This window comes from Acinetobacter rudis, assembly GCF_000829675.1.
Lineage (GTDB): Bacteria > Pseudomonadota > Gammaproteobacteria > Pseudomonadales > Moraxellaceae > Acinetobacter > Acinetobacter rudis.
Genome location: NZ_BBRX01000003.1, coordinates 24,054 through 43,340, shown reverse-complemented (window position 1 = coordinate 43,340; position 19,287 = coordinate 24,054). Strand labels below are relative to the sequence as shown.

General features: G+C 37.6%; 18 protein-coding genes. 7 read left to right on the top strand and 11 right to left on the bottom strand.

Annotated elements, in window-relative coordinates:
* Positions 1 to 71 precede the first annotated feature (71 nt).
* Entirely contained in the window at positions 72 to 1,127 is a 1,056-nt protein-coding gene (locus Aru01_RS00975) for a 3-deoxy-7-phosphoheptulonate synthase (RefSeq protein ID WP_016656489.1), read from the bottom strand.
* Between the two features lie 747 nt (positions 1,128 to 1,874).
* On the opposite strand from Aru01_RS00975, the gene Aru01_RS00970 reads away from it, so the two are divergent.
* A complete protein-coding gene (locus Aru01_RS00970; protein WP_016656491.1) occupies positions 1,875 to 3,482 on the top strand; it encodes an ATP-binding cassette domain-containing protein in 1,608 nt (535 codons plus the stop codon).
* A 291-nt stretch (positions 3,483 to 3,773) separates the two neighbouring features.
* Here Aru01_RS00970 and tkt read toward each other — a convergent pair whose 3' ends face one another.
* Positions 3,774 to 5,762, bottom strand: a complete 1,989-nt coding sequence (gene tkt / locus Aru01_RS00965) for a transketolase (protein WP_016656492.1) — start codon at positions 5,760 to 5,762, stop codon at positions 3,774 to 3,776.
* 205 nt (positions 5,763 to 5,967) lie between these two features.
* On the bottom strand, positions 5,968 to 6,849 hold the full coding sequence (locus tag Aru01_RS00960; protein ID WP_016656493.1) for a LysR family transcriptional regulator: 882 nt from the start codon (positions 6,847 to 6,849) through the stop codon (positions 5,968 to 5,970).
* Between the two features lie 111 nt (positions 6,850 to 6,960).
* Between Aru01_RS00960 and Aru01_RS00955 the strand changes: the two genes are divergently transcribed.
* A complete protein-coding gene (locus Aru01_RS00955; protein ID WP_016656494.1) occupies positions 6,961 to 7,416 on the top strand; it encodes a VOC family protein in 456 nt (151 codons plus the stop codon).
* Between the two features lie 3 nt (positions 7,417 to 7,419).
* Entirely contained in the window at positions 7,420 to 8,013 is a 594-nt protein-coding gene (locus Aru01_RS00950) for a glutathione S-transferase family protein (RefSeq protein WP_016656495.1), read from the top strand.
* Between the two features lie 111 nt (positions 8,014 to 8,124).
* Here Aru01_RS00950 and Aru01_RS00945 read toward each other — a convergent pair whose 3' ends face one another.
* The 3 genes from Aru01_RS00945 to Aru01_RS00935 all read right to left on the bottom strand — a co-directional run bounded on the left by Aru01_RS00945 (position 8,125) and on the right by Aru01_RS00935 (position 11,512).
* Entirely contained in the window at positions 8,125 to 8,571 is a 447-nt protein-coding gene (locus Aru01_RS00945; RefSeq protein WP_016656496.1) for a GNAT family N-acetyltransferase, read from the bottom strand.
* A gap of 17 nt (positions 8,572 to 8,588) precedes the next feature.
* Positions 8,589 to 10,325 carry an ABC-F family ATP-binding cassette domain-containing protein gene (locus tag Aru01_RS00940; RefSeq protein ID WP_016656497.1) on the bottom strand — a complete coding sequence of 579 codons (1,737 nt, stop codon included), beginning with the start codon at positions 10,323 to 10,325 and terminating at the stop codon, positions 8,589 to 8,591.
* Between the two features lie 260 nt (positions 10,326 to 10,585).
* Positions 10,586 to 11,512: a LysR substrate-binding domain-containing protein gene (locus tag Aru01_RS00935; protein WP_016656498.1), complete on the bottom strand. Its 927-nt coding sequence runs from the start codon at positions 11,510 to 11,512 to the stop codon at positions 10,586 to 10,588.
* A 130-nt stretch (positions 11,513 to 11,642) separates the two neighbouring features.
* Between Aru01_RS00935 and Aru01_RS00930 the strand changes: the two genes are divergently transcribed.
* The 3 genes from Aru01_RS00930 (at position 11,643) to Aru01_RS00920 (ending at position 13,563) form a co-directional block, all read left to right on the top strand.
* Positions 11,643 to 12,836, top strand: a complete 1,194-nt coding sequence (locus Aru01_RS00930; RefSeq protein WP_042111039.1) for a YbfB/YjiJ family MFS transporter — start codon at positions 11,643 to 11,645, stop codon at positions 12,834 to 12,836.
* A gap of 1 nt (position 12,837) precedes the next feature.
* Complete coding sequence (locus Aru01_RS00925) at positions 12,838 to 13,005, top strand: hypothetical protein (RefSeq protein ID WP_016656500.1); 168 nt, start codon at positions 12,838 to 12,840, stop codon at positions 13,003 to 13,005.
* 195 nt (positions 13,006 to 13,200) lie between these two features.
* Positions 13,201 to 13,563: a hypothetical protein gene (locus Aru01_RS00920; RefSeq protein ID WP_016656501.1), complete on the top strand. Its 363-nt coding sequence runs from the start codon at positions 13,201 to 13,203 to the stop codon at positions 13,561 to 13,563.
* Between the two features lie 63 nt (positions 13,564 to 13,626).
* Here the strand turns inward: Aru01_RS00920 and Aru01_RS00915 are convergent, their stop codons facing one another.
* Together Aru01_RS00915 and Aru01_RS00910 are read right to left on the bottom strand one after the other, a co-directional pair.
* Positions 13,627 to 14,010, bottom strand: coding sequence for a hypothetical protein (locus tag Aru01_RS00915; protein ID WP_040331220.1), 384 nt, complete (start codon positions 14,008 to 14,010; stop codon positions 13,627 to 13,629).
* 94 nt (positions 14,011 to 14,104) lie between these two features.
* Complete coding sequence (locus Aru01_RS00910) at positions 14,105 to 15,808, bottom strand: phytoene desaturase family protein (protein WP_016656503.1); 1,704 nt, start codon at positions 15,806 to 15,808, stop codon at positions 14,105 to 14,107.
* A gap of 323 nt (positions 15,809 to 16,131) precedes the next feature.
* Here Aru01_RS00910 and Aru01_RS00905 point away from each other — a divergent pair, with 323 nt between their 5' ends.
* Positions 16,132 to 16,509 carry a hypothetical protein gene (locus tag Aru01_RS00905; RefSeq protein ID WP_040331221.1) on the top strand — a complete coding sequence of 126 codons (378 nt, stop codon included), beginning with the start codon at positions 16,132 to 16,134 and terminating at the stop codon, positions 16,507 to 16,509.
* A 64-nt stretch (positions 16,510 to 16,573) separates the two neighbouring features.
* Here Aru01_RS00905 and Aru01_RS00900 read toward each other — a convergent pair whose 3' ends face one another.
* The 3 genes from Aru01_RS00900 to Aru01_RS00895 form a co-directional block, all read right to left on the bottom strand.
* Entirely contained in the window at positions 16,574 to 17,056 is a 483-nt protein-coding gene (locus Aru01_RS00900; RefSeq protein ID WP_016656505.1) for an ecotin family protein, read from the bottom strand.
* Positions 17,057 to 17,200: 144 nt separating this feature from the next.
* Positions 17,201 to 17,374, bottom strand: a complete 174-nt coding sequence (locus Aru01_RS18550) for a hypothetical protein (RefSeq protein WP_217995749.1) — start codon at positions 17,372 to 17,374, stop codon at positions 17,201 to 17,203.
* 502 nt (positions 17,375 to 17,876) lie between these two features.
* Positions 17,877 to 18,197 (bottom strand): hypothetical protein, encoded by a 321-nt coding sequence (locus Aru01_RS00895; RefSeq protein WP_016656506.1) that lies wholly within the window; start codon positions 18,195 to 18,197, stop codon positions 17,877 to 17,879.
* Positions 18,198 to 19,287 lie beyond the last annotated feature (1,090 nt).

The window sequence follows — 19,287 nt, the reverse complement described above, 5'->3', positions numbered from 1 at the left end:
ATTTTCAATAAAAAATGGCCTCAAATATTATGATCTATTTGAGGCCATTGTCCTGATATATCTAACCTGATTTACATCATTTCTAACCACAGATTTTTTTCTAACTGCATCACCTTTAAAGATTCTGCAACTCGCAACATTAAATGCTTAGTTTTCTCCCAACCTAAACATCCATCAGTGACAGATTGGCCATAACACATATTATCGGAAATTTTTTGTTGACCATCAACCAGATGACCTTCCAACATCACACCACGAACACCTGTTAACTGACGTTCAGCAATAATCTGTTCTAATACCTCAGGTTGACGCTGCGGGTCTTTTGCACTATTGCCATGACTACAATCAATCACTAAAGCAGGAAAATGCAATGCATGTTTACTTTTCATCTGCTGAATACTTTGTAAACCAAAGTTAGTTCCACGATTACTTCCCCTGAGAATCAAATGGGGATGTGGATTACCTTGACTGTGTATTACATCGGGCAACCCTTGTTGATTCATCCCTAAGAATTGATGCGCATGCTTAGCAGATTGAATTGCATCTAATGCAATTTGGATTGAACCATCTGTACCATTTTTAAAGCCAATGCTATAAGGCATATGACTTGAGATTTCACGATGAATTTGTGATTCACTCGTTCTTGCTCCAATGGCTCCCCAGGCCAAAAGATCATCAAAATACCCAGTCGCCATTGGGTTTAAAATTTCACTGGCGATTGGCAATCCCATAGCAATAATGTCAAGAAAAAGTTGACGAGATAAATGTAAGCCTAAAGCGAGATCAGAAGATCCATCCAAATGAGGATCATACAAAAAACCTTTCCATCCCACTGTTGTACGTGGTTTTTCAATATAGGTGCGCATCACAAAAAAGATCTGTGAAGACAATTGTTGTTGTAATTTCTTTAAACGTGCAGCGTATTCTAAAGCCGCTTTCGGATCATGTATTGAACATGGTCCAATAATCACGAGAAGACGAGAATCTCGTCCAGCAAGGATATCTTCAATTGTTTCACGATGCTGTGCAATCTGTTGCGTCAATGATGGACACAAAGGCAGTTGCTTTTTTAATTGGTGTGGCAAACTTAAGTTTGCTTCTTTAAGTGTAATATTTATAGCGTTCATGGGCTTTCCCTTTGGACTGATCTATTACAGTCCGATCATTTATTTGAGCTGTTGTAAAGTACTATCCGAAATGTGTTGCTTTAAGTTAAACCAATAAAAGTTACTAAAATATGAAACGAAATAAGCGTTGTTAAAAGTCATGATTAATATCTCCAAAAAAAGTAAATTACATCTAATTAAGTTAAACAGTAACGATTTAAAACCTAAACACCATGCATAAAAAAACCTGACCGGGGTTGCCGATCAGGTATAAAACTAGATGGGCAACTTATTTTTTATTGCCCATATAAATCTAGGCAACTACTAATATTGCCAAAAATAATACGCTGTCATTGTGTTAATCATCTGGGTAGACATGAGGTTTTAAACCAACTATCTGTTTGCTAATGAATCCAACAATACGCTGTGTTTTTTATTTTGACAAGTCTTTATTTAAAAAAAATTAGTTATATTTAAGGGATTGACCATGATTAAACTTCAAGCTAAGCTGTGCACATAATTTCCCCTCCTAGAGTATATGCCAATGAAGTAAGTCATTTTTATCATCAGCTCAATTTTTATTTTTTGTTTTGATGTACAAAATAGACTTTTAGTATGGCATCTACGATCTCTTTATTATTTATTCTCTCTAAAGTTCTTTTGCTATTATTGCTGATAACTACTGTCTTAAGTATATGGTAGATTATTCAACAACGACAAATAAGCCTTACTATTTCACTATTTTGTGCTCGCTGTTCGGAGTACTTTATGACCCCATCGATCTGTTTAATTCAACAGTTTAGCTTAGAGCTACAAGGTAAGTTACTATTTGATGAGTTGAATTTCCAACTTCCATCTCAGCAATTTTGCGCATTAATTGGTGCAAATGGCCAAGGAAAATCAATTTTACTCAATGCATTACATGATCTAAAACAACTACGAGAACACAATCCAATCACCACACACGGACAGATTTCATGGTCCAGCCAACACGCTCATTTGGCACAACTCAACCGTTTGAGTGAAGAGCACCAATCTATTGCTGATGCCTTAGACATAACTGAACTTGCCAATTGTTTTAATCGTATCGAACAAGGTATTGCCCAAGATCAAGACTACGAAAAAGTCGATGCGCTCTGGCACTTACCACAGCAATGGCATCATATGTTACAACAGGCAAAGCTCCCTACTGATCTTACATTTAAAATTGAATTATTAAGCGAAGGACAAAAAACCAAACTTGCACTTTGTCGTCTATTTCAACTCAAAGATCATTATTTACTTTTAGATGAACCAAGCAACCATCTTGATCAACAAAGTAGACAATGGTTAGTCGAACAAATTCAACAACATCCCGCAGGTTGTTTAGTGGCTAGCCATGATCGAGAGTTACTCAATCAAGCTGATCAGCTTTATGTGCTCAATAGCTTTGGTATACAACAATATACTTGTAGCTATCAGCAATATCAAACACAACACTCCTTAGAGTTACAAGCCTTACAACGCAAAGTGCAACAAGATAAACGTGATATCAAACAACTTAAACAGCAACAGCATGAAACCCGAATGAAAGCCGAAAAGCGTCAACATCATGCCAATAAAGCAAGGCAGAACACATCACAAGCCAAAGTTTTACTCGACTATAAAAAGGATCAAGCTCAGCAATCTCGCTCACATTTACATCGCCAATTAGATCGGCAAATGCATGGTGCTGAACAACGACTCACTCAAACTCAGCAACAACTTGAGGTGATCAAGCCGCAACGTTTTGCTTTGGGCTACAACCCACCTCGTATACAACATGGCGAAATTTTACGATGCACTCAAGTTCAACTACAGCATGTACAGACCCAAGCCATTCATTTTGCTTTATCTGCCACAGAAAAGATGCGCTTATGTGCAGCAAATGGTATGGGGAAGTCGAGTTTGCTTCAATTGATTCATCAACGCCAAGCCCCAAAACAAGGAGAAATATACGTTGCTGGAAAAACGCTCTATCTCGACCAAAATTTCAGTTTTTTAGATCCTAAACTTAATGCGGTAGATAATCTCATGCAACTCAGCGATGAAATCTTTGCTGTAGATTGGCGCCGACGGCTAGGACAGCTTGGACTAAAACGTGAAAAAACTTTAGATCCAATCGCACAGCTTAGTGGCGGTGAACAACTTAAAGTTGCATTAACTGCAATGAGTCAATTGAGTGATCGGATTGATCTACTTATTTTAGATGAGCCAGAAAACCACTTAGACATTGAATCTCGCCAACTCTTAGCTCATGCAATTGCTGCATTTCCTGGCGCTGTGATCTTGGTTTCGCACGATGACACCTTTGTAAAGGACTGTGCGATTGAATTACGATATGACATCGTTGCCTAAGACATTAAATCAGATTTATTTGTCCAAGCATGATCTAAAAAATAAAAACTGCCTATTGCTCGATTGATTACGTGCAATAGGCCATTAAAAAAGCGAGTGACATGCCACTCGCAATACGGGATCGGTAGTCACTCCCGCTGTATTTGTGATGAATCACTGCTATAACAAGTTGCCTTGATCAGCAACAACTTAAAATCGGTGACGAACCACTTATTGTAATAGGTTGAGATGTCTAGAACTCAACCTAAACCAATATATCGATCTACCAGTATATTGCAAACTGATTACAAACTAGGCTGTTAATTGCTTGACCGCATCAACCACTGCTTCAACTGTAATGCCAAAATGTTGATATAAATCTTTCGCGGGCGCAGATTCACCATACGTTGTCATACCAATCACTTTGCCGTCCAAACCAACAAATTTCCACCAGTAATCAGCATGAGCAGCTTCAACTGCAACACGAGCACGAATGTGACTTGGTAGTACAGACTCACGGTATGCAGAATCTTGTTGCATAAATACTTCGGCACATGGCATAGAAACAACACGTACACCTTCAAGTTGTGCATAAGCATCCATCGCAAGACCAATCTCTGAACCAGTTGCGATGATTATTGCTTTGAGCTCACCTTTTGCTTCAGCCAATACATATGCACCTTTTGCAGCATTTTCAATTTGTGCGGCATCACGTGTTTGGAAAGGTAGGTTTTGACGAGAGAAAATCAACGCAGTTGGACCATCTTTACGTTCAAGTGCTGATTTCCATGCAATTACAGTTTCAACTGTATCTGCAGGACGCCAAGTATTTAAGTTTGGTGTACCACGCAAAGATGCAATCTGTTCAATAGGTTGGTGTGTAGGACCATCTTCACCAAGGCCAATTGAGTCATGCGTATAGACATGAATCACGCGTTGCTTCATCAGCGCAGACATACGGACTGCATTACGTGCATATTCCATAAACATAAGGAATGTTGCAACATAAGGGATGAAACCGCCGTGTAGCGCAACCCCGTTGGCCATTGCAGTCATACCAAACTCACGTACACCATAGTGCACATAGTTGCCTGCTGGATTTTGTTCTACACTTTCACAGCCTTTCCAAAGTGTTAGGTTTGAACCAGCTAAATCAGCTGAACCACCTAGGATTTCACTTAACATTGGACCAAAAGCTTGTAGCGTATTTTGGCTTGCTTTACGTGTTGCAATCGTTTCTGCTTTTGCATTGGTTTCAGCGATAAAAGCATTGGCTTTTTCTGTAAAGTCTGCAGGCAAATCACCATTTAAACGACGTAACAATTCAGCAGCTTCTGCTGGGTACTGCGCTTGATACTGTGCAAAAACTTGGTCCCACGCATTTTCAGCATGTGTACCCTTTTCTTTTGCATCCCATGCAGCATAAATATCTGCAGGAATTTCAAATGGCGCACCAGCCCAACCTAAAACTTCACGTGTTAAAGCAATTTCATCGTGGCCTAATGGTGCACCATGACAATCTTCTTTACCTTGTTTATTTGGCGAACCTAACCCGATGACTGTTTTACAAATAATCATCGTCGGTTTTTGAGTCTCAGCTTGCGCTGCCAAAGTGGCTTGACGAATTGCCGCAGCATCATGACCATCTGCACGGATCACTTGCCAACCATACGCTTCAAAGCGTTTCTCTGTATCATCAGAGAACCAACCTTCCACTTCACCATCAATTGAGATGCCATTATCATCATAATAAGCAATCAATTTACCCAAGCCTAAAGTTCCGGCTAAAGAGCAAACTTCATGTGAAATACCTTCCATCAAACAACCATCACCCAAGAAACAGTAGGTGAAATGATCGACAACTTTAAGGTCAGCTTTGTTAAATTGTGCAGCAAGTGTTTTTTCGGCTAAAGCAAAACCAACAGCATTGGCAATCCCTTGGCCAAGTGGACCAGTAGTCGTTTCTACACCTGGTGCATAACCTAACTCAGGATGGCCCGGAGTTTTTGAATGCAATTGGCGGAATTGTTTCAAATCTTCAATACTGAGGTCATAACCAGTCAAGTGCAATAATGCATAGTGCAGCATTGAACCATGGCCGTTTGACAAAACAAAACGATCGCGGTTTGCCCATTGTGGATTTGTTGGGTTATGACTTAGGAATTCACGCCAGACCACATCGGCGATATCTGCCATCCCCATAGGTGCACCAGGATGTCCTGAATTTGCTTTTTGCACAGCATCCATAGCCAATACACGAATTGCGTTTGCAACACGACGTTCTTGAAGCGGGGTTGTCATAAATAATCGTCCGATACTTAGAAAAGAAGAAATGAGCTGTGTATTACACACAAACCGCTATTGTCTTAAAAAAAACAGATGGGGTAAAGGTTTAAGCGAATAATTCTACAAAGATATGTAAAATTGATGAAAATTAAAACAAATCAATCAATTTTTAGTGTGTCACTCTAAGTTTTTTTAATTCAAGTCAATATTTGAGCGCGAATTAAATTGTTTCAGAGACTTTTTGTTTAAACCAAGTTAAGAAATGCTTTACTCTTGAGGAGAGTAATTTACTGTGAGGATAGATCAAATTAATCGGAATTTTCGCCTGTTCATGGTCCTCAAAAAGCTCCACCAACTGTCCAGTTTTTAATTCCTCTGCAACCTGATAATGAAAAAACTGCGCTACACCAACACCCTCTACACACGCCTTTTTTGCCACCGCAATTTGGTTAGTGAGCAATGTTGCATGAACATCTACATGGTAACTTTTACCCTGCTTGATAAACTGCCACTTTTTACCCAAATCATTAAAAACAATACATCTACAATGTGCTAAATCCATAGGCTGCTGCAAAGTTACCTGCTGCAAAAATACAGGCGATGCACAGCGGATTAAGTGAGTTGAACCTATGGGCGTAGCGATAAAAGTTGAATCTGGCAATGAACCAATACGTATAGCTAAATCATAATGGTCTTGCATCAAATCTTCATTTCGGTCCGTTAATATCAGTTGAATAGACATTTCTTTAAATTGGTTTAAATATTCGCACACTAAAGGACTCACCACCAATTGTCCAAAAGTCATTGGGGCTGTGATTTTTAATAATCCTGTAGGCTGATGAATTTTGGCTTCAAAGACATTTGCCATGATATCCATTTCATTGAGTATGTGTTTGGACCATCCATAATATTCGTTGCCTTCAAGGGTAATAGAAATGGTTCGCGTATTTCGATTAATTAAACGAATGCCCAGTTGTTTTTCTAATGCCGCCAATGTACGTACTACAGCTGTGGTTGAGCAATTGAGTTTCTCTGCAGCAGCAGTCAAACTCCCTTGTTCAACAATATTGACAAATACTGTCATGGCCTTAAATTGATCCATCTTCCCTACACATTAATACTGTAATCGCATAAGTCTTATGCTAATTCTGATATTCATCTGAGAACCTCTGCACCCTATACTGCTTAAAAGGGTCAGTATTGAGGTAACAATGTGAAGCATAACAAAACATTAAGTCAAAGTGATGCACTTCCAGCTCGAATACTTGCTTATGATCATATTGGTATTCGTGTATCCAATAAACAACGTGCGCTAGATTTTTATACTGCACTAGGTTTTATTGAAACTGCCCAGTTTCCAGAATATGAAGCCAACGAAATGCAAAGTGCTGATGGCGTCCGCATTAACCTCATTTTTAATGCTGCCAATACATATAAAGCAAAAAATATTTTATTGGATATGCCCATCAAACACCCAGGAATAACTCATCCGGCCTTCGTCATTGATGATCTACAACAGTTACAAATTTGGCTTAATACCCATAATATTACCATTACAGAAGGACCGCATCCGATCGGACCACGGCGGATTGCTCTATTTATTCGAGACCCAGATGGTAATGTGCTCGAATTTAACCAACTTATTACCACAGCCACAACAACGGAGTAAAATGTGAAATTATATGACTTAGAATTATCAGGGAACTGTTATAAAGTCCGCCTATTTGCAGCGCTGGCCAATATTGATTTGGAACTGATCGCTGTTGATTTTCTTGCTGGCGAACATAAATCGACTGAATTATTAAAACTTAATCCTTTTGGTGAGTTACCAATACTTGACGATCATGGTTTTATTTTACGTGATTCACAGGCGATATTAATTTACTTAGCAAACAAATATGCAGGTGAAGCATGGTGGCCAAGTAGCCCTCAACAACAAGCAGAAGTCAGCCAATGGCTTTTTGTGACCGCCAACGAAATACAGCATGGCCCATGTGCGGCTAGACTAATTGATCTCTTCCAATATCCGCTCGATAAACAAGTCGCCTTAATAAAAGCGGAGCGAATACTTACTATCCTAAACACGCATTTATCCGAACATACTTGGCTCGCAATTAATCGCCCAACCATAGCAGATATTGCAGTTTATCCATATGTTGCTTTAGCACATGAAGGTTCAATCGATCTTAGCCCTTATGTCCATATCCAAGCATGGCTTAAACGAATCCAAGCATTACCAAACTATGTCTCCATGCCAGGTTTATGATGCCTTCATTATAAAAACAACTCATCCGCCCACTGAAAACCAGCGCAAACAGTCGGCGGATGAAGTAATCTCTATTTATATCTATCCATTTAGCCTATAAACAAAAATTACTTATTCAGTAACTTCAACATCGAGTTGCATATGCAAAATAGGAAAGGCTCGACCTGCATCATCTAACGCTGAACGTGACATAACTTTAAATCCACTGTGCTGGTAAAAACCGACTGCCTGAGGATTTTGCTCATTGACATCAACTTGATGACATTTCAATACCTCAATCGCATAACGCAGCAGGATCTTACCGACTCCCTGCCCCCTGCTACGGTCTCGCACAAACAACATTTCAATCTTGTGCTCATGAACACCTATAAATCCTAAGATTTCATTTTGCACTCTTACACAATAAAGCTGTACCGCAGGAAACCCCTGTTCTAAAATCAAAGGCTTAAAATTTTCAATATCTGCTTCCGTCAGAAAATTGTGTGTCGCGCGTACGGCATCCTCCCAGACCAACAACAGTTCAGCATAATCTGAAGTATTTACATTCTCGATTTTCATTTTTCAACCTATATCACTTAATTTATATCTAACTGTTCAAGTAAAATTGCAATTTCTTTCTGCCACATCTGTTGCAAATGTGGCTTTTGATGTTTTTGCTTTCTCGCTCGATCAATCGTAAGTTTTTCTTCCAACGCTAATAAACGATCTAAAAGCTCATCTGCTGTTGAAGCTGAGGTGACCGTATGCTCGACCATCTGGGCAGACTCAGTTGATGGTAGTTGGATGATTTGATCTGCTGTGATCAATTCAGCATAGAGTTGCTCAACATCGGTATATTCAACCAAATGATGATCTTGAATGAGCCAAAAGCGATTACAACTTTTTTCAATTAACTCGCGATCATGACTGACTAAAACAAAAGCACCAGCAAACTGCCGAAGTGCCAAAATCAGTTCTTCTTTACCTTCTAAATCAAGATGATTGGTTGGTTCATCCAACAGTAGAAAATGAAACTGAGCCAAAGATAGCGCAACAAACAATAGTCTAGCCCGCTCTCCACCACTTAAACTGCTCACCAATTGTCCATGTCGATGATAAGCAAAACCTGCATGTATCAATGCCAATTTATGCCCTTCAGTAGGCAATGAACTAAAATCTGTTAATGCCTCCAGTAGAGTTTTTTGACCATCTAACTGTTGGTGATTTTGATCGTAATATCCCATACGGCATTGAGGATGAAAAACCATAGCATCCATTGGTGTTGCTGCAATCCAGCTTTGCCATAAATAAATCAGTAAGGTTGACTTACCACATCCATTTTCTCCAATTAATGCTATGTGATCGCCACTTTTGATGTGTTTGTCCTGAAATTGAAATAACACTGCCAAATGTTGTGCAACACTCACTTGAATATCAACCAAATGAAGCAAGCGCTTGGCAGACATCGCAACGCCATTTAATTGCAATGTCCAAGGGCTGCCATCACTCAAGTCGAGCAATTCATCTTTTAATTTATTGACTCGCTTAGTCATACTCTGGGCTTTGCGTGAAAAACTCTCATTATCATAAACCTGCCCCCATATCGCTAAACGCTTAGCGCTACGTTCAATCCGTTGAATTTCCTTTTGCTGCTGATCATGACGATGCTGATCCGCTTCATCTTGTTGCAACTGCATTACTCGGGCTTCGGTACAGGCCAAAGAGAAAAATGATAAACACCGATCACGCAATATAATCGTGCTATTCGTTACACGATCAAGGAGATGCTGGTCATGTGATACCAACATAAACGTACCTTGCCAGCGCATTAAAAATGCTTCTAGCCATAGCAATGTCTGCAAATCAAGGTGATTACTTGGTTCATCTAAAAGTAATAAGTCTGGCTCAGTAATTAATGCACGTGCCATCAGTAAACGAGTATGTTGACCCCCACTTAATGACTGTGCCTTGAGATGCCAATCTTCAGGCTTAAACCCCATATCACTTAACAGTACTTCCACCTTCCACGCATTTTCATAATGCTCTGCTACAGGTAAAGCTGCGAGTACAGCCTGTATGAGCGTCAAGGCATATACATCTTTGGGTAAGTGCTGTTCAATACGAGCAATAAGACATTGATTCGATTTAGCAATATTTCCACTCTTTGCAGTAAGATCACCATACAACAAGCGGATTAATGTGCTTTTTCCAGAACCATTGTGACCAATTAGGCCAATGCGATCACCTTTTTTAATGGTGAAAGAGATAGTGTCCAATAAAGGACCAGATGCTAAGTCATAGGATAATGACTGTATAGAGATTAAAGTACTCATAACTTTCTCAAGATTTTCAGGGTAAAAAATACCCTCGCCAAAATTTATGACGATAATCTTAGAAGCCTGAGTGAAGGGCTTTTAGTTGTTTACTTCGCTCATGCCGAGATTATCGCGATGCGACTTCGGAAAAACTTGAGCGAGCTTGTATACCAAAAAAGAGTGCATAATTTAATCTGCACATATTCAGGGTCTCCTCTACTTCATTATTGATGGGGATGTGATTTTAATCAAAACGATATTAAGGGTCAATATTTACCCTAAACCAAATCAAACTCAGCCAATCTTTGACTTTGCGGTGACTTCAACTGCTCAGCCAGACGATTTTTCTCTTGAAAATACTGAATAAAAACTTTCAAATTACTGCTCCATGTTTCTGTTTGCTGTGCAATAAGATATGTTGTGCTTTGAGCTATTTGCTCATCTATTTCAAGATACTGCAAAGTGTCACTAAAATGAGTTTGTCGTATATAACGCTCGGGTAAAATCGCGAGTCCCATTCCTAAACTCACACAGCCGACAATCCCGTCGAGACTCCCCATTTCTAAAATTTGGCTGGCAGGTAAATCGTAGCTTTGCAAAAAAATTTCGATACGGCGACGGTAAAAACATCCCTGTCGAAATGAAATAAAACGATGCATTAATAAGTTTTCTGCTGTGAGCTGTACATCTAAGTGTTTAGCTGCGACTAAAACCAGCTTTTCTTGCCATACGGGAAGATTAAATAAATAAGGTACATCCTGAGTATTAGCAATGAATGCGCAGTCTAATTCATGTTGTGAAACTGCATCGATCAGCTGTCTTGAGGGTTGAGTAAAAATATTAAACTTTAACCGCGGGACTTGCTCTAAAACAGTATGTAATTCATAGGGCAAACGAAAAGCTGCCGTAGACTCCATACTGCCTATTTTAAGAGGAACCTTCTCACTGAGTTGATCATGCAAAAAGTGTGATTTAGCATCACGATGCAATTGCAGCATTTGTGCTGCATAATTTACCAGTTGCTGCCCAGCGCTTGTGACTTTAATGGGAGCTTGACGACTTAATAGCTCACATTGCAGCTCTTGCTCAAGCTTTTTGATATGGCTTGTAATATTCGACTGCACCGTATTTTGTTGTTCAGCAGCCAAAGAAAAACTCTTATGTTCAACCACAGCCATAAATATTTCTAAAGATTTAAGCTGCATCTCTATCTCCTTGAGCAAGTCCATTGAGCACACTATCTCAAATTGAGATAGCTGGTATCACTTTAAATCATTTCACTTGATAGTAAAAACTGCATTAAATAAACACAATACTTTTATGAAAGCAAATGCAATGAATCATTTTCAGCGTTTGTCGGTGATTGCACTTTGTGCAACCAGTTTGGGTATCGGAATACTCCGTTTTGCCTATACTGCAATCATGCCGATGACCATTGACCAAAACTGGTGGGATATTGCATTTGCCAGTGATTTGGCCAATGCCAACTTAGTGGGTTATTTTATTGGTGCTATTTTAGCAATTAAGTTCATCTCGGAATCTTGGGTCAGCCGCAGCCTGATCCTCAGTGCTTTATTCGGTAGTTTTAGTCTGCTTGGCTGTGGTATAGCGGATCTGCCAGACCTTTGGTACTTATTCTGGCGATTAATTTCGGGTATTGCTGGTGGTTTATTAATGGTACTCGGCCCAAGTTATAGTCTAAAACGTGTTGAACCAGAACAAAAATACAAACTCAGTTTAATCGCATTCAGCGGTATCGGTCTTGGTGTGTTATTAACCACCACATTATTACCTCAACTTGGCCATTATGGTGTTGCAGTTGCTTGGTATGCGCTTGCTGCCATTGGTTTATTTCTAACATTAGCACTCGCCCTAATGTTGCGGCCACTTCGTCATACTGAAATACACCATAATCAACTTACTCATACTGATACCCCTTTAACACCTAAACAATATTATGTCGTTGCTTTAGTGATGTTGACTTATTTTATGAGTGCTGTTGGCTATATTCCTCACAGTATTTATTGGGTTGATTTTGTTGTTCACCATCTCAACCACAGCCAAAATTTTGCCAATATGCTTTGGATGGTTTATGGATTAGGCTCTGTATTTGGTGCGATTACCACGTATATGTGCCTACAACGCTGGACCAGTTATGCAACCTTATGGCGACTTTATTTTCTTTATGCAATCGCCGTGGCCTTACCAAATTTTTGGACGCAAACCCCTATATTGATTGTTTCCTCTTTTCTCAGCGGCCTACTCAACCCTGCCACTGTATCACTGACAGCAACGCTACTCTCTGAGTTGGTTCCAAGTTCATTACAACGTCAAATTTGGGGAATTGCTGTAGTCGTCTTTGCGATTGCGCAGTTTAGTGCTGGTTTTCTCTTTACTTACTTATTGCAGCATGCTCTGCCATATCCACAAATTTACCTTATTGCAGCAGTGATCTTAGGCATTGCTGTAGTACTAGGACTAATTTTAGTCCGAAAACTTGCTCAACCTCATCATTGCTATGGAGACTAAAATGAATACCTTGATCACTCCCTTGGTAAAAATCGCTGTGCTGATCATTGTGATCGCCCTTGTACTGGCATTACAACAGCTAGATTTACGCTATGCGAGTAAAACAGGTCGTCATACATGTGATACAAGCTTCTCTGCCTGCATTGAACATATTGATTTTCTAAATTAACCTCAACGATATAAATGGGAGCATAAAAACACTAAATCTCCCATTTAAATTGAGAATCGAGTAAATAATTAACGTCCTCCACTCTTACTCTAAGCGATCAATAAGATTTAAAAGTATACTGGACACTATTAAATTAAAAGTGAACTGAATATCATCATTGTTCGACTAACATGTTTAAGATGGATAACGCACTGTATGAAATATTTAGTGTTTTTGGCTTTCATTATCTGTAGTACTGCTTCATCAGCAGATTTGGACTGTAAACAATTATCTAAAATTGCTGATGAAAATGGCACTATGTTTGGTACAAAGTATTTTTTTACATTGCAAGGTCAAAAAGGCTTCCGAAGTTATTTCCACAATGCGCCTTCAAGCCAATGTAAAAACAGTAAACTATTTTTAATTCCTGATGATACTGTTGTGGCATATCAACAGTTTAATTATGAAGGCATATCGTGGTTATATGTAATGTATATTGACAAACAAGGCCGTGATACTTCAGGTTGGATGAAAGACCAAGACTTTAAACTAAGCTCACAGTTAAGCATGAATGACTAAAGTCAAAAGTGCTAATCGATTGAATGTATTTATAATCAATATTAAATATCCCGTAAGGCATACTTAGCCTGTTTTCTGACATGTATTCTTAGGGTCATTTATTTGTCTTAATAAATCGCTTCGTGCATCTTGAAAATCTGCTCGACTGTCAATCACCTCTGCACCTGAACGTCGCATTAAATCACTATATTGAGAAAATTTCTCAACAATATATTGATAATAATTCGACTCAGCCTGCCATATGGAACAGTCTAATCCTTGTAGTTTTTTTTGTTCAATTATAGTCAAACCAGCTTCATCTTGAGCTGCAATTAACTCAGCGCGTTGTTGTTGCAACTGCATAAACTGATTCAGTAAGTGGTAATAGCCTTGCTCAAAATCTTGCGGCGTTAATGCCTTACTTTGCATAGTCAATACTAGACCAATAATCAATAATAAAAATTTCATTCCACTCTTAAGCATTCGGATGTTAAAAACATATCCATACTAGATAATGGCAGTACAACTGCCAATATCTTTTTTGATGAATTTACTTGCGCATTTAACTTAACTTCGTAGAAACCTTTAATGGATCCCATTGATCATTTTGTGGGGGTAATTGTTTTTGATTTGCATAGACCACGCCCGATTTAATCTCTTTATCTAAATCACGCCCCAATATTGCAGCAGCTGCATGTAATCCACTTAAGAATGCACCTTCAATTGAAGGCCCCCATGTTGTACTTGTTCCTGCTAAATATAATCCAGGAATAATCGTTTTGGACTTAGGTCGAAACGGTCCAAACTGACGAGTATTACATTCTAAGCCGTATGCAGTTGCTTGAGTTGAAAGTGTATATCGTTCATGTGATAACGGTGTTGCCGCCTCTTGCCAAACAATATGCTTTTTAATACCAGGTAAAACATCTTCAACACGTTGAATCATAATCTCAGTGAGCTGAGTTTTTAAATCTAAATAATGCTGATCGCGACCATATTTTTCAGAATCAGTTGCTTTCGTCCAAAAACTCCGCTGAGCGGGTACCATCGTCATACTTTCCAATGTTGAACAACCCTCTGGGGCATGTCTGTGATTATGTGGGTCTTTAACAGTAGACGAATGAATAAAAGCTGGTAAACATTTTTCAGCTTTATTGAGCCACTGTTGTTGTGTCAACTGAGGATGACCTGTATCGCCTAAAATACTTGCAGTTTTATCCAAAGGTTCATTGCTGGGTACAGAAAAATAATTAGTATTTGGCATCCATTGCTGTAAATCTGTATCTAGCCCTAAGAACACATTAAAGAAAGGATCACTCATTTTATAGTTTTTTACTTTTCGAACAAATCGCTTAGGTAAGTTTTCAACTCCGACCATATTGAGATAGGTTTTTTTCAGATCTGCAGCAGAGATGACCGTATCGGCATAAAATGTTTCGCCACTCTCAAGTCTTACACCACGCACTTTCGCTTGTTCTATTAAAATCTGTTCAACTTTTGCTTGAGTTTTTATCTCGCCACCATGCGCTTGAATCACTTCGACTAAGTTGGCCGCGATCACTTGTCCACCACCTTTAGGATACCAAGCCCCTCCTTCAATATAGTTTTGTAGTAGTCCCGCATGTACGATCACTGGTGCCTTTGCAGGTATACAACCATACTGACCAAATTGAACAGAAACGACCGTTCTCGCTTCCGTACTTAATTTGCATGCATCAAGTAATTTGCTCACAGGCATCATTGCCCATCTAGATGCATAGCCTGCATCAAAAGTGAATTTCAACGTTCCTGCCCACGAAGCAGGTGTTCGGCTACGATCAATTGCCATTCCAATCGTTGAAATAATATGGATAAACTGTCTTAAACCTTTTTCTTCATGAGGAAAAGCCTCAATAAGATTCGCCAAGTAATTATCCCAACCATAAGGAATTTTTACCCGATGATTAGGTGTTACAACCGTATCATAGCCACTTGCATCCATCGGTAAAAAAGTGATTCGTTCTTTTAATCCTAAACTGTTCAACATCGTGGTCACTTGACCTGTCTCACCGCAGTCACCGATATAATGAATTCCAACATCAAATTCCCACTGACGTTTTCGACGGAATACATGACTACAGCCACCGACAACATTATATTGTTCTAGTAATAATGTGCTTTTATCATTACATGCTAAAAATGCGGCAGTTGATAATCCTCCAATTCCTGCGCCAATTACAATTGCATCCCAGTGCATTTTATTTTCAACCTGTTTATGAGTTGTCATTGAATCATCCCTCAGCATCATAAAGATTACTGCCTATTCTTTATATGAACAGCACAATGTGTTTTATAAGTTCTAAAATAGAACTTATAAAACCATAACCTGCTCGTTCAGAATATTTCAGTCATTAGGCGATATTTTTATATCTTTTGAGGACGTCCTTATATTTTAGTTATCTTTGGAAATACTTTTGCTGTTTGCCAAACCATATTTTTAATCGTGCATTTTTCTTTCAGTACATATTTGATCTTTTTTAAGATGATAATATACATAACAAAAGAATCACTTTATGCTCTAATGCTTATCCGTCTGAGTATGGCATGAGTATGAGAAAACAATATCATTTTAGAAAAGTTGAAAATGACACGCTTATTTGGGATGTTGATCACCTTGTTATGATGACCAAGCAATTTGAAGTGAAAGAAATATCACTTAAAGATATTAGGGAATTAGATGAACCCTACTGGTATCCAGATCATCATCCAAGCACACAAGAGATCATCGACCATCTAAAGTTAATCCAAGAAGCTGACCTTAGCTATCCAATCATACTCTGTGCTCAAGGTAAATTAATGGATGGCATGCATCGCGTCTGTAAAGCCAAGTTATTAGGAATGCAATCAATTCACTATGTACAATTTACAACAGACCCGAAGCCAGATTTTATCAATATTCACGAGGATGATTTAATTTATGATGACTAAGCACTTTACTCAAGTGTACTTAGTCGCCATTCCTTGAAACAGTTAATTCAATAATCGTGAAAAATTACTCGTTGGAGATAACAGCAGGTACAATTTTATCCGCCTTCCATATTTTATATTTTATTTGAATATCTTTAGGTGCATAAACAACTATAGGTAAACGACTATTATAGCGTTGTATAGACTCACCCGCAGGAAGAACAACGGGGATGTCTGCTAATGTTTTTTTATTATCAAGACAGCCCATTAAAGTTGATATTACTTGATCGGCCTTACCCACTACAAAATAATCGTAGCCCCATCCCTTAAGATCTTTCTTTTTTAAATCTGTATGATAAGAACGAGTATTACAATCGGTCATCCCTTGTTTAGTCGCGATAATTTCAACTTTGTAATTTTCTTCATGGTCAATTTTCTCAAGCCAAATAACATTGCGATTTTCGTTTTTACCTGCCTTTGGATATTTAGCAATACTACTCAATTCTTGTGCATATGCTACAGGCCACATAAAACTCACACCTAACACAAAAGCTATTGCCTTATTCATATTTTGTTCCTCAATTTATAAAATTATTTTGATGTTTAAGCTTGACATACTGAACTTATCACTAAGAGAAAATTAAAGCTCCTATGACATTTTGATCAACTAAAGTTTAGTCACGATCACTACGCATTATTTCCTTTGGTTAGACTAAAGGCACGCCTTTTTAAGCATTTCATGATTATATGGTGGCAATGGTGCAGTTTGCATCAACCTGTAGTTTGCGCATTCACGTGTCTCGTAATCAGGAGCAACCCGTTGCTCTTTCATTGAAGCACAAGCAGTAAGTACAGTTATACTCGTTAATAGGACAATTAATCTCATGTTTTAAAAACCACCAATGAATTATTTCTAATTTTATATCAAGTAGATTTTTCAAAAAGTATTGAAAAAGTTAATCACTCTCCCGAGTTTAAAATTTTTATTCGTCATGCATGCTTCAATATTTGACTACTTATTGAAGCATATGGAGTCAAAATATAAAGACGTTAGAGCAAATACTACTGAAGAGGTATCAGCTAAAACTGATATGGCGACAGCCCAATTAATTAAAAAACTATATTAATGTCAATAAAAAAAATACCTATATCTAGCTTATGCAACTCGATATAGGTATATAAAAAACCAAACTGCTCCACAGGAGCAGTTTAGTTGACTTCCGACGCAATAATACTTAAAAATGCAAAATACATCAATATATTATTTAAATTAGTGACTTATATTTAACAAGAAATTTAAAATTGAAATAATTTACCAAGAATCGCTTGCCACACTTCACTACATTGAGCTCTATTCAACAATCAATCAGATTGCTGAACATCCAATACTATTTGCTTGCCTGATTCACTCCCACTAAAAATTGACTACACACGGAATCTTTTGAAGCATTACTGATTTGAGCATCAGATAACTTTAATTTACTCGCAACCGAGCTATGACTTGAGTTCAAACTTTTACCCGTTAGATAACCTAATTGTTTAACCTGCTCTGCTGTGAGCATATTATTTTCAACCGCCTGATTGGTGATCACACACGAAGTAACAACTGCATCGTAACGTGCAAAAAGTTGAGAATAAATCACAAAACCGATAATTCCCCCTACAATTCCACTCAATACAATTGTTAAAATTAAGTATTTCTTATTCATTTTCATATCCAAAGTTAATGTGTATTTAAACACTAAACAGATCCACATCACATTACAAGTTTACTTATGTGAAACAAATCAATATAAAATTAATAGCTACTGAGCTACAAATATTGGCGTTCATAAAATTGTGTTAATTGAATAAGTTTTGTTGATTTGTAAAAAGCAATACCTGCAAATAGCTCAAAAAGTTCACTTGATTGATGCTCCGATCAAAACCCAGTAAAATTTAAAATCTTTTAAATAACTAAAATCAAAATGACCATTCTAGAATTATGGAGTTGGCTTGGCAAAAACTCTGGACAATCACAGACATTAATTGGGCTTATTGTTTGCAATAGTTGCTGCCACAGATACTTTCAAACAAATAACTCTTGCTCAACAACAAAGACACTTTGAATTAAAACTCCAAACACTCAACACGACAAAAGAACTATTTTTCTTAACTCACCATCAATACACATTAATTGATGAACATAAACACTCCAAATGACTTATAAAACAGATAAAAATTGATTTCCCGTTAATATCTACACTATTTTATAATATAACTATACTTCAACTCATAGTCACCAAACATTGATTCATGATATAAAAATTTCGCTCGATATCTAAATAAATAAGCATCACTTATTAAATAGCTTATCTTTTAATACGTCTAATTTTTATATCTAATTATTATTGTAAAATAATTTTTCACTAGGCTTTAGGGTAGGTATTTATTTCAATTGAGACTCCATGAGCTGAATCTTGCAATGAGAAATCATAAAAATCTCATACCATAAAAAAGGTTCAGTGTACGAATGATTACTTTTAATAAAGAATTTTACCATATACACTCAAATAAATTAATATTAAAATTATTGATCATTTTATAAAAAACATTAATTAAAACCTACAACCACCGTCAATAAATATAAAGTTCTAAATAAAGTATCATTATTTACTGCAATGCTAATTATGCTATAGGACTGAATAGAAAACTTGAATTTTATTACTTAGATTAGAGTGAAAACAGTGTAGTTTTAATATTTTTATTAAAATTTTATCGACTTTTTTTTCATTCAAATTAAGTTAATAGTAACCAATT

Coding starts and splice junctions, on each gene's coding strand:
- Aru01_RS00975 (WP_016656489.1), bottom strand. CDS start 1,127: ATGAACGCTATAAATATTACACTTAAAGAAGCAAACTTAAGTTTGCCA.
- Aru01_RS00970 (WP_016656491.1), top strand. CDS start 1,875: ATGACCCCATCGATCTGTTTAATTCAACAGTTTAGCTTAGAGCTACAA.
- tkt (WP_016656492.1), bottom strand. CDS start 5,762: ATGACAACCCCGCTTCAAGAACGTCGTGTTGCAAACGCAATTCGTGTA.
- Aru01_RS00960 (WP_016656493.1), bottom strand. CDS start 6,849: ATGGATCAATTTAAGGCCATGACAGTATTTGTCAATATTGTTGAACAA.
- Aru01_RS00945 (WP_016656496.1), bottom strand. CDS start 8,571: ATGAAAATCGAGAATGTAAATACTTCAGATTATGCTGAACTGTTGTTG.
- Aru01_RS00940 (WP_016656497.1), bottom strand. CDS start 10,325: ATGAGTACTTTAATCTCTATACAGTCATTATCCTATGACTTAGCATCT.
- Aru01_RS00935 (WP_016656498.1), bottom strand. CDS start 11,512: ATGCAGCTTAAATCTTTAGAAATATTTATGGCTGTGGTTGAACATAAG.
- Aru01_RS00930 (WP_042111039.1), top strand. CDS start 11,643: ATGAATCATTTTCAGCGTTTGTCGGTGATTGCACTTTGTGCAACCAGT.
- Aru01_RS00925 (WP_016656500.1), top strand. CDS start 12,838: ATGAATACCTTGATCACTCCCTTGGTAAAAATCGCTGTGCTGATCATT.
- Aru01_RS00920 (WP_016656501.1), top strand. CDS start 13,201: ATGAAATATTTAGTGTTTTTGGCTTTCATTATCTGTAGTACTGCTTCA.
- Aru01_RS00915 (WP_040331220.1), bottom strand. CDS start 14,010: ATGAAATTTTTATTATTGATTATTGGTCTAGTATTGACTATGCAAAGT.
- Aru01_RS00910 (WP_016656503.1), bottom strand. CDS start 15,808: ATGACAACTCATAAACAGGTTGAAAATAAAATGCACTGGGATGCAATT.
- Aru01_RS00905 (WP_040331221.1), top strand. CDS start 16,132: ATGAGAAAACAATATCATTTTAGAAAAGTTGAAAATGACACGCTTATT.
- Aru01_RS00900 (WP_016656505.1), bottom strand. CDS start 17,056: ATGAATAAGGCAATAGCTTTTGTGTTAGGTGTGAGTTTTATGTGGCCT.
- Aru01_RS18550 (WP_217995749.1), bottom strand. CDS start 17,374: ATGAGATTAATTGTCCTATTAACGAGTATAACTGTACTTACTGCTTGT.
- Aru01_RS00895 (WP_016656506.1), bottom strand. CDS start 18,197: ATGAATAAGAAATACTTAATTTTAACAATTGTATTGAGTGGAATTGTA.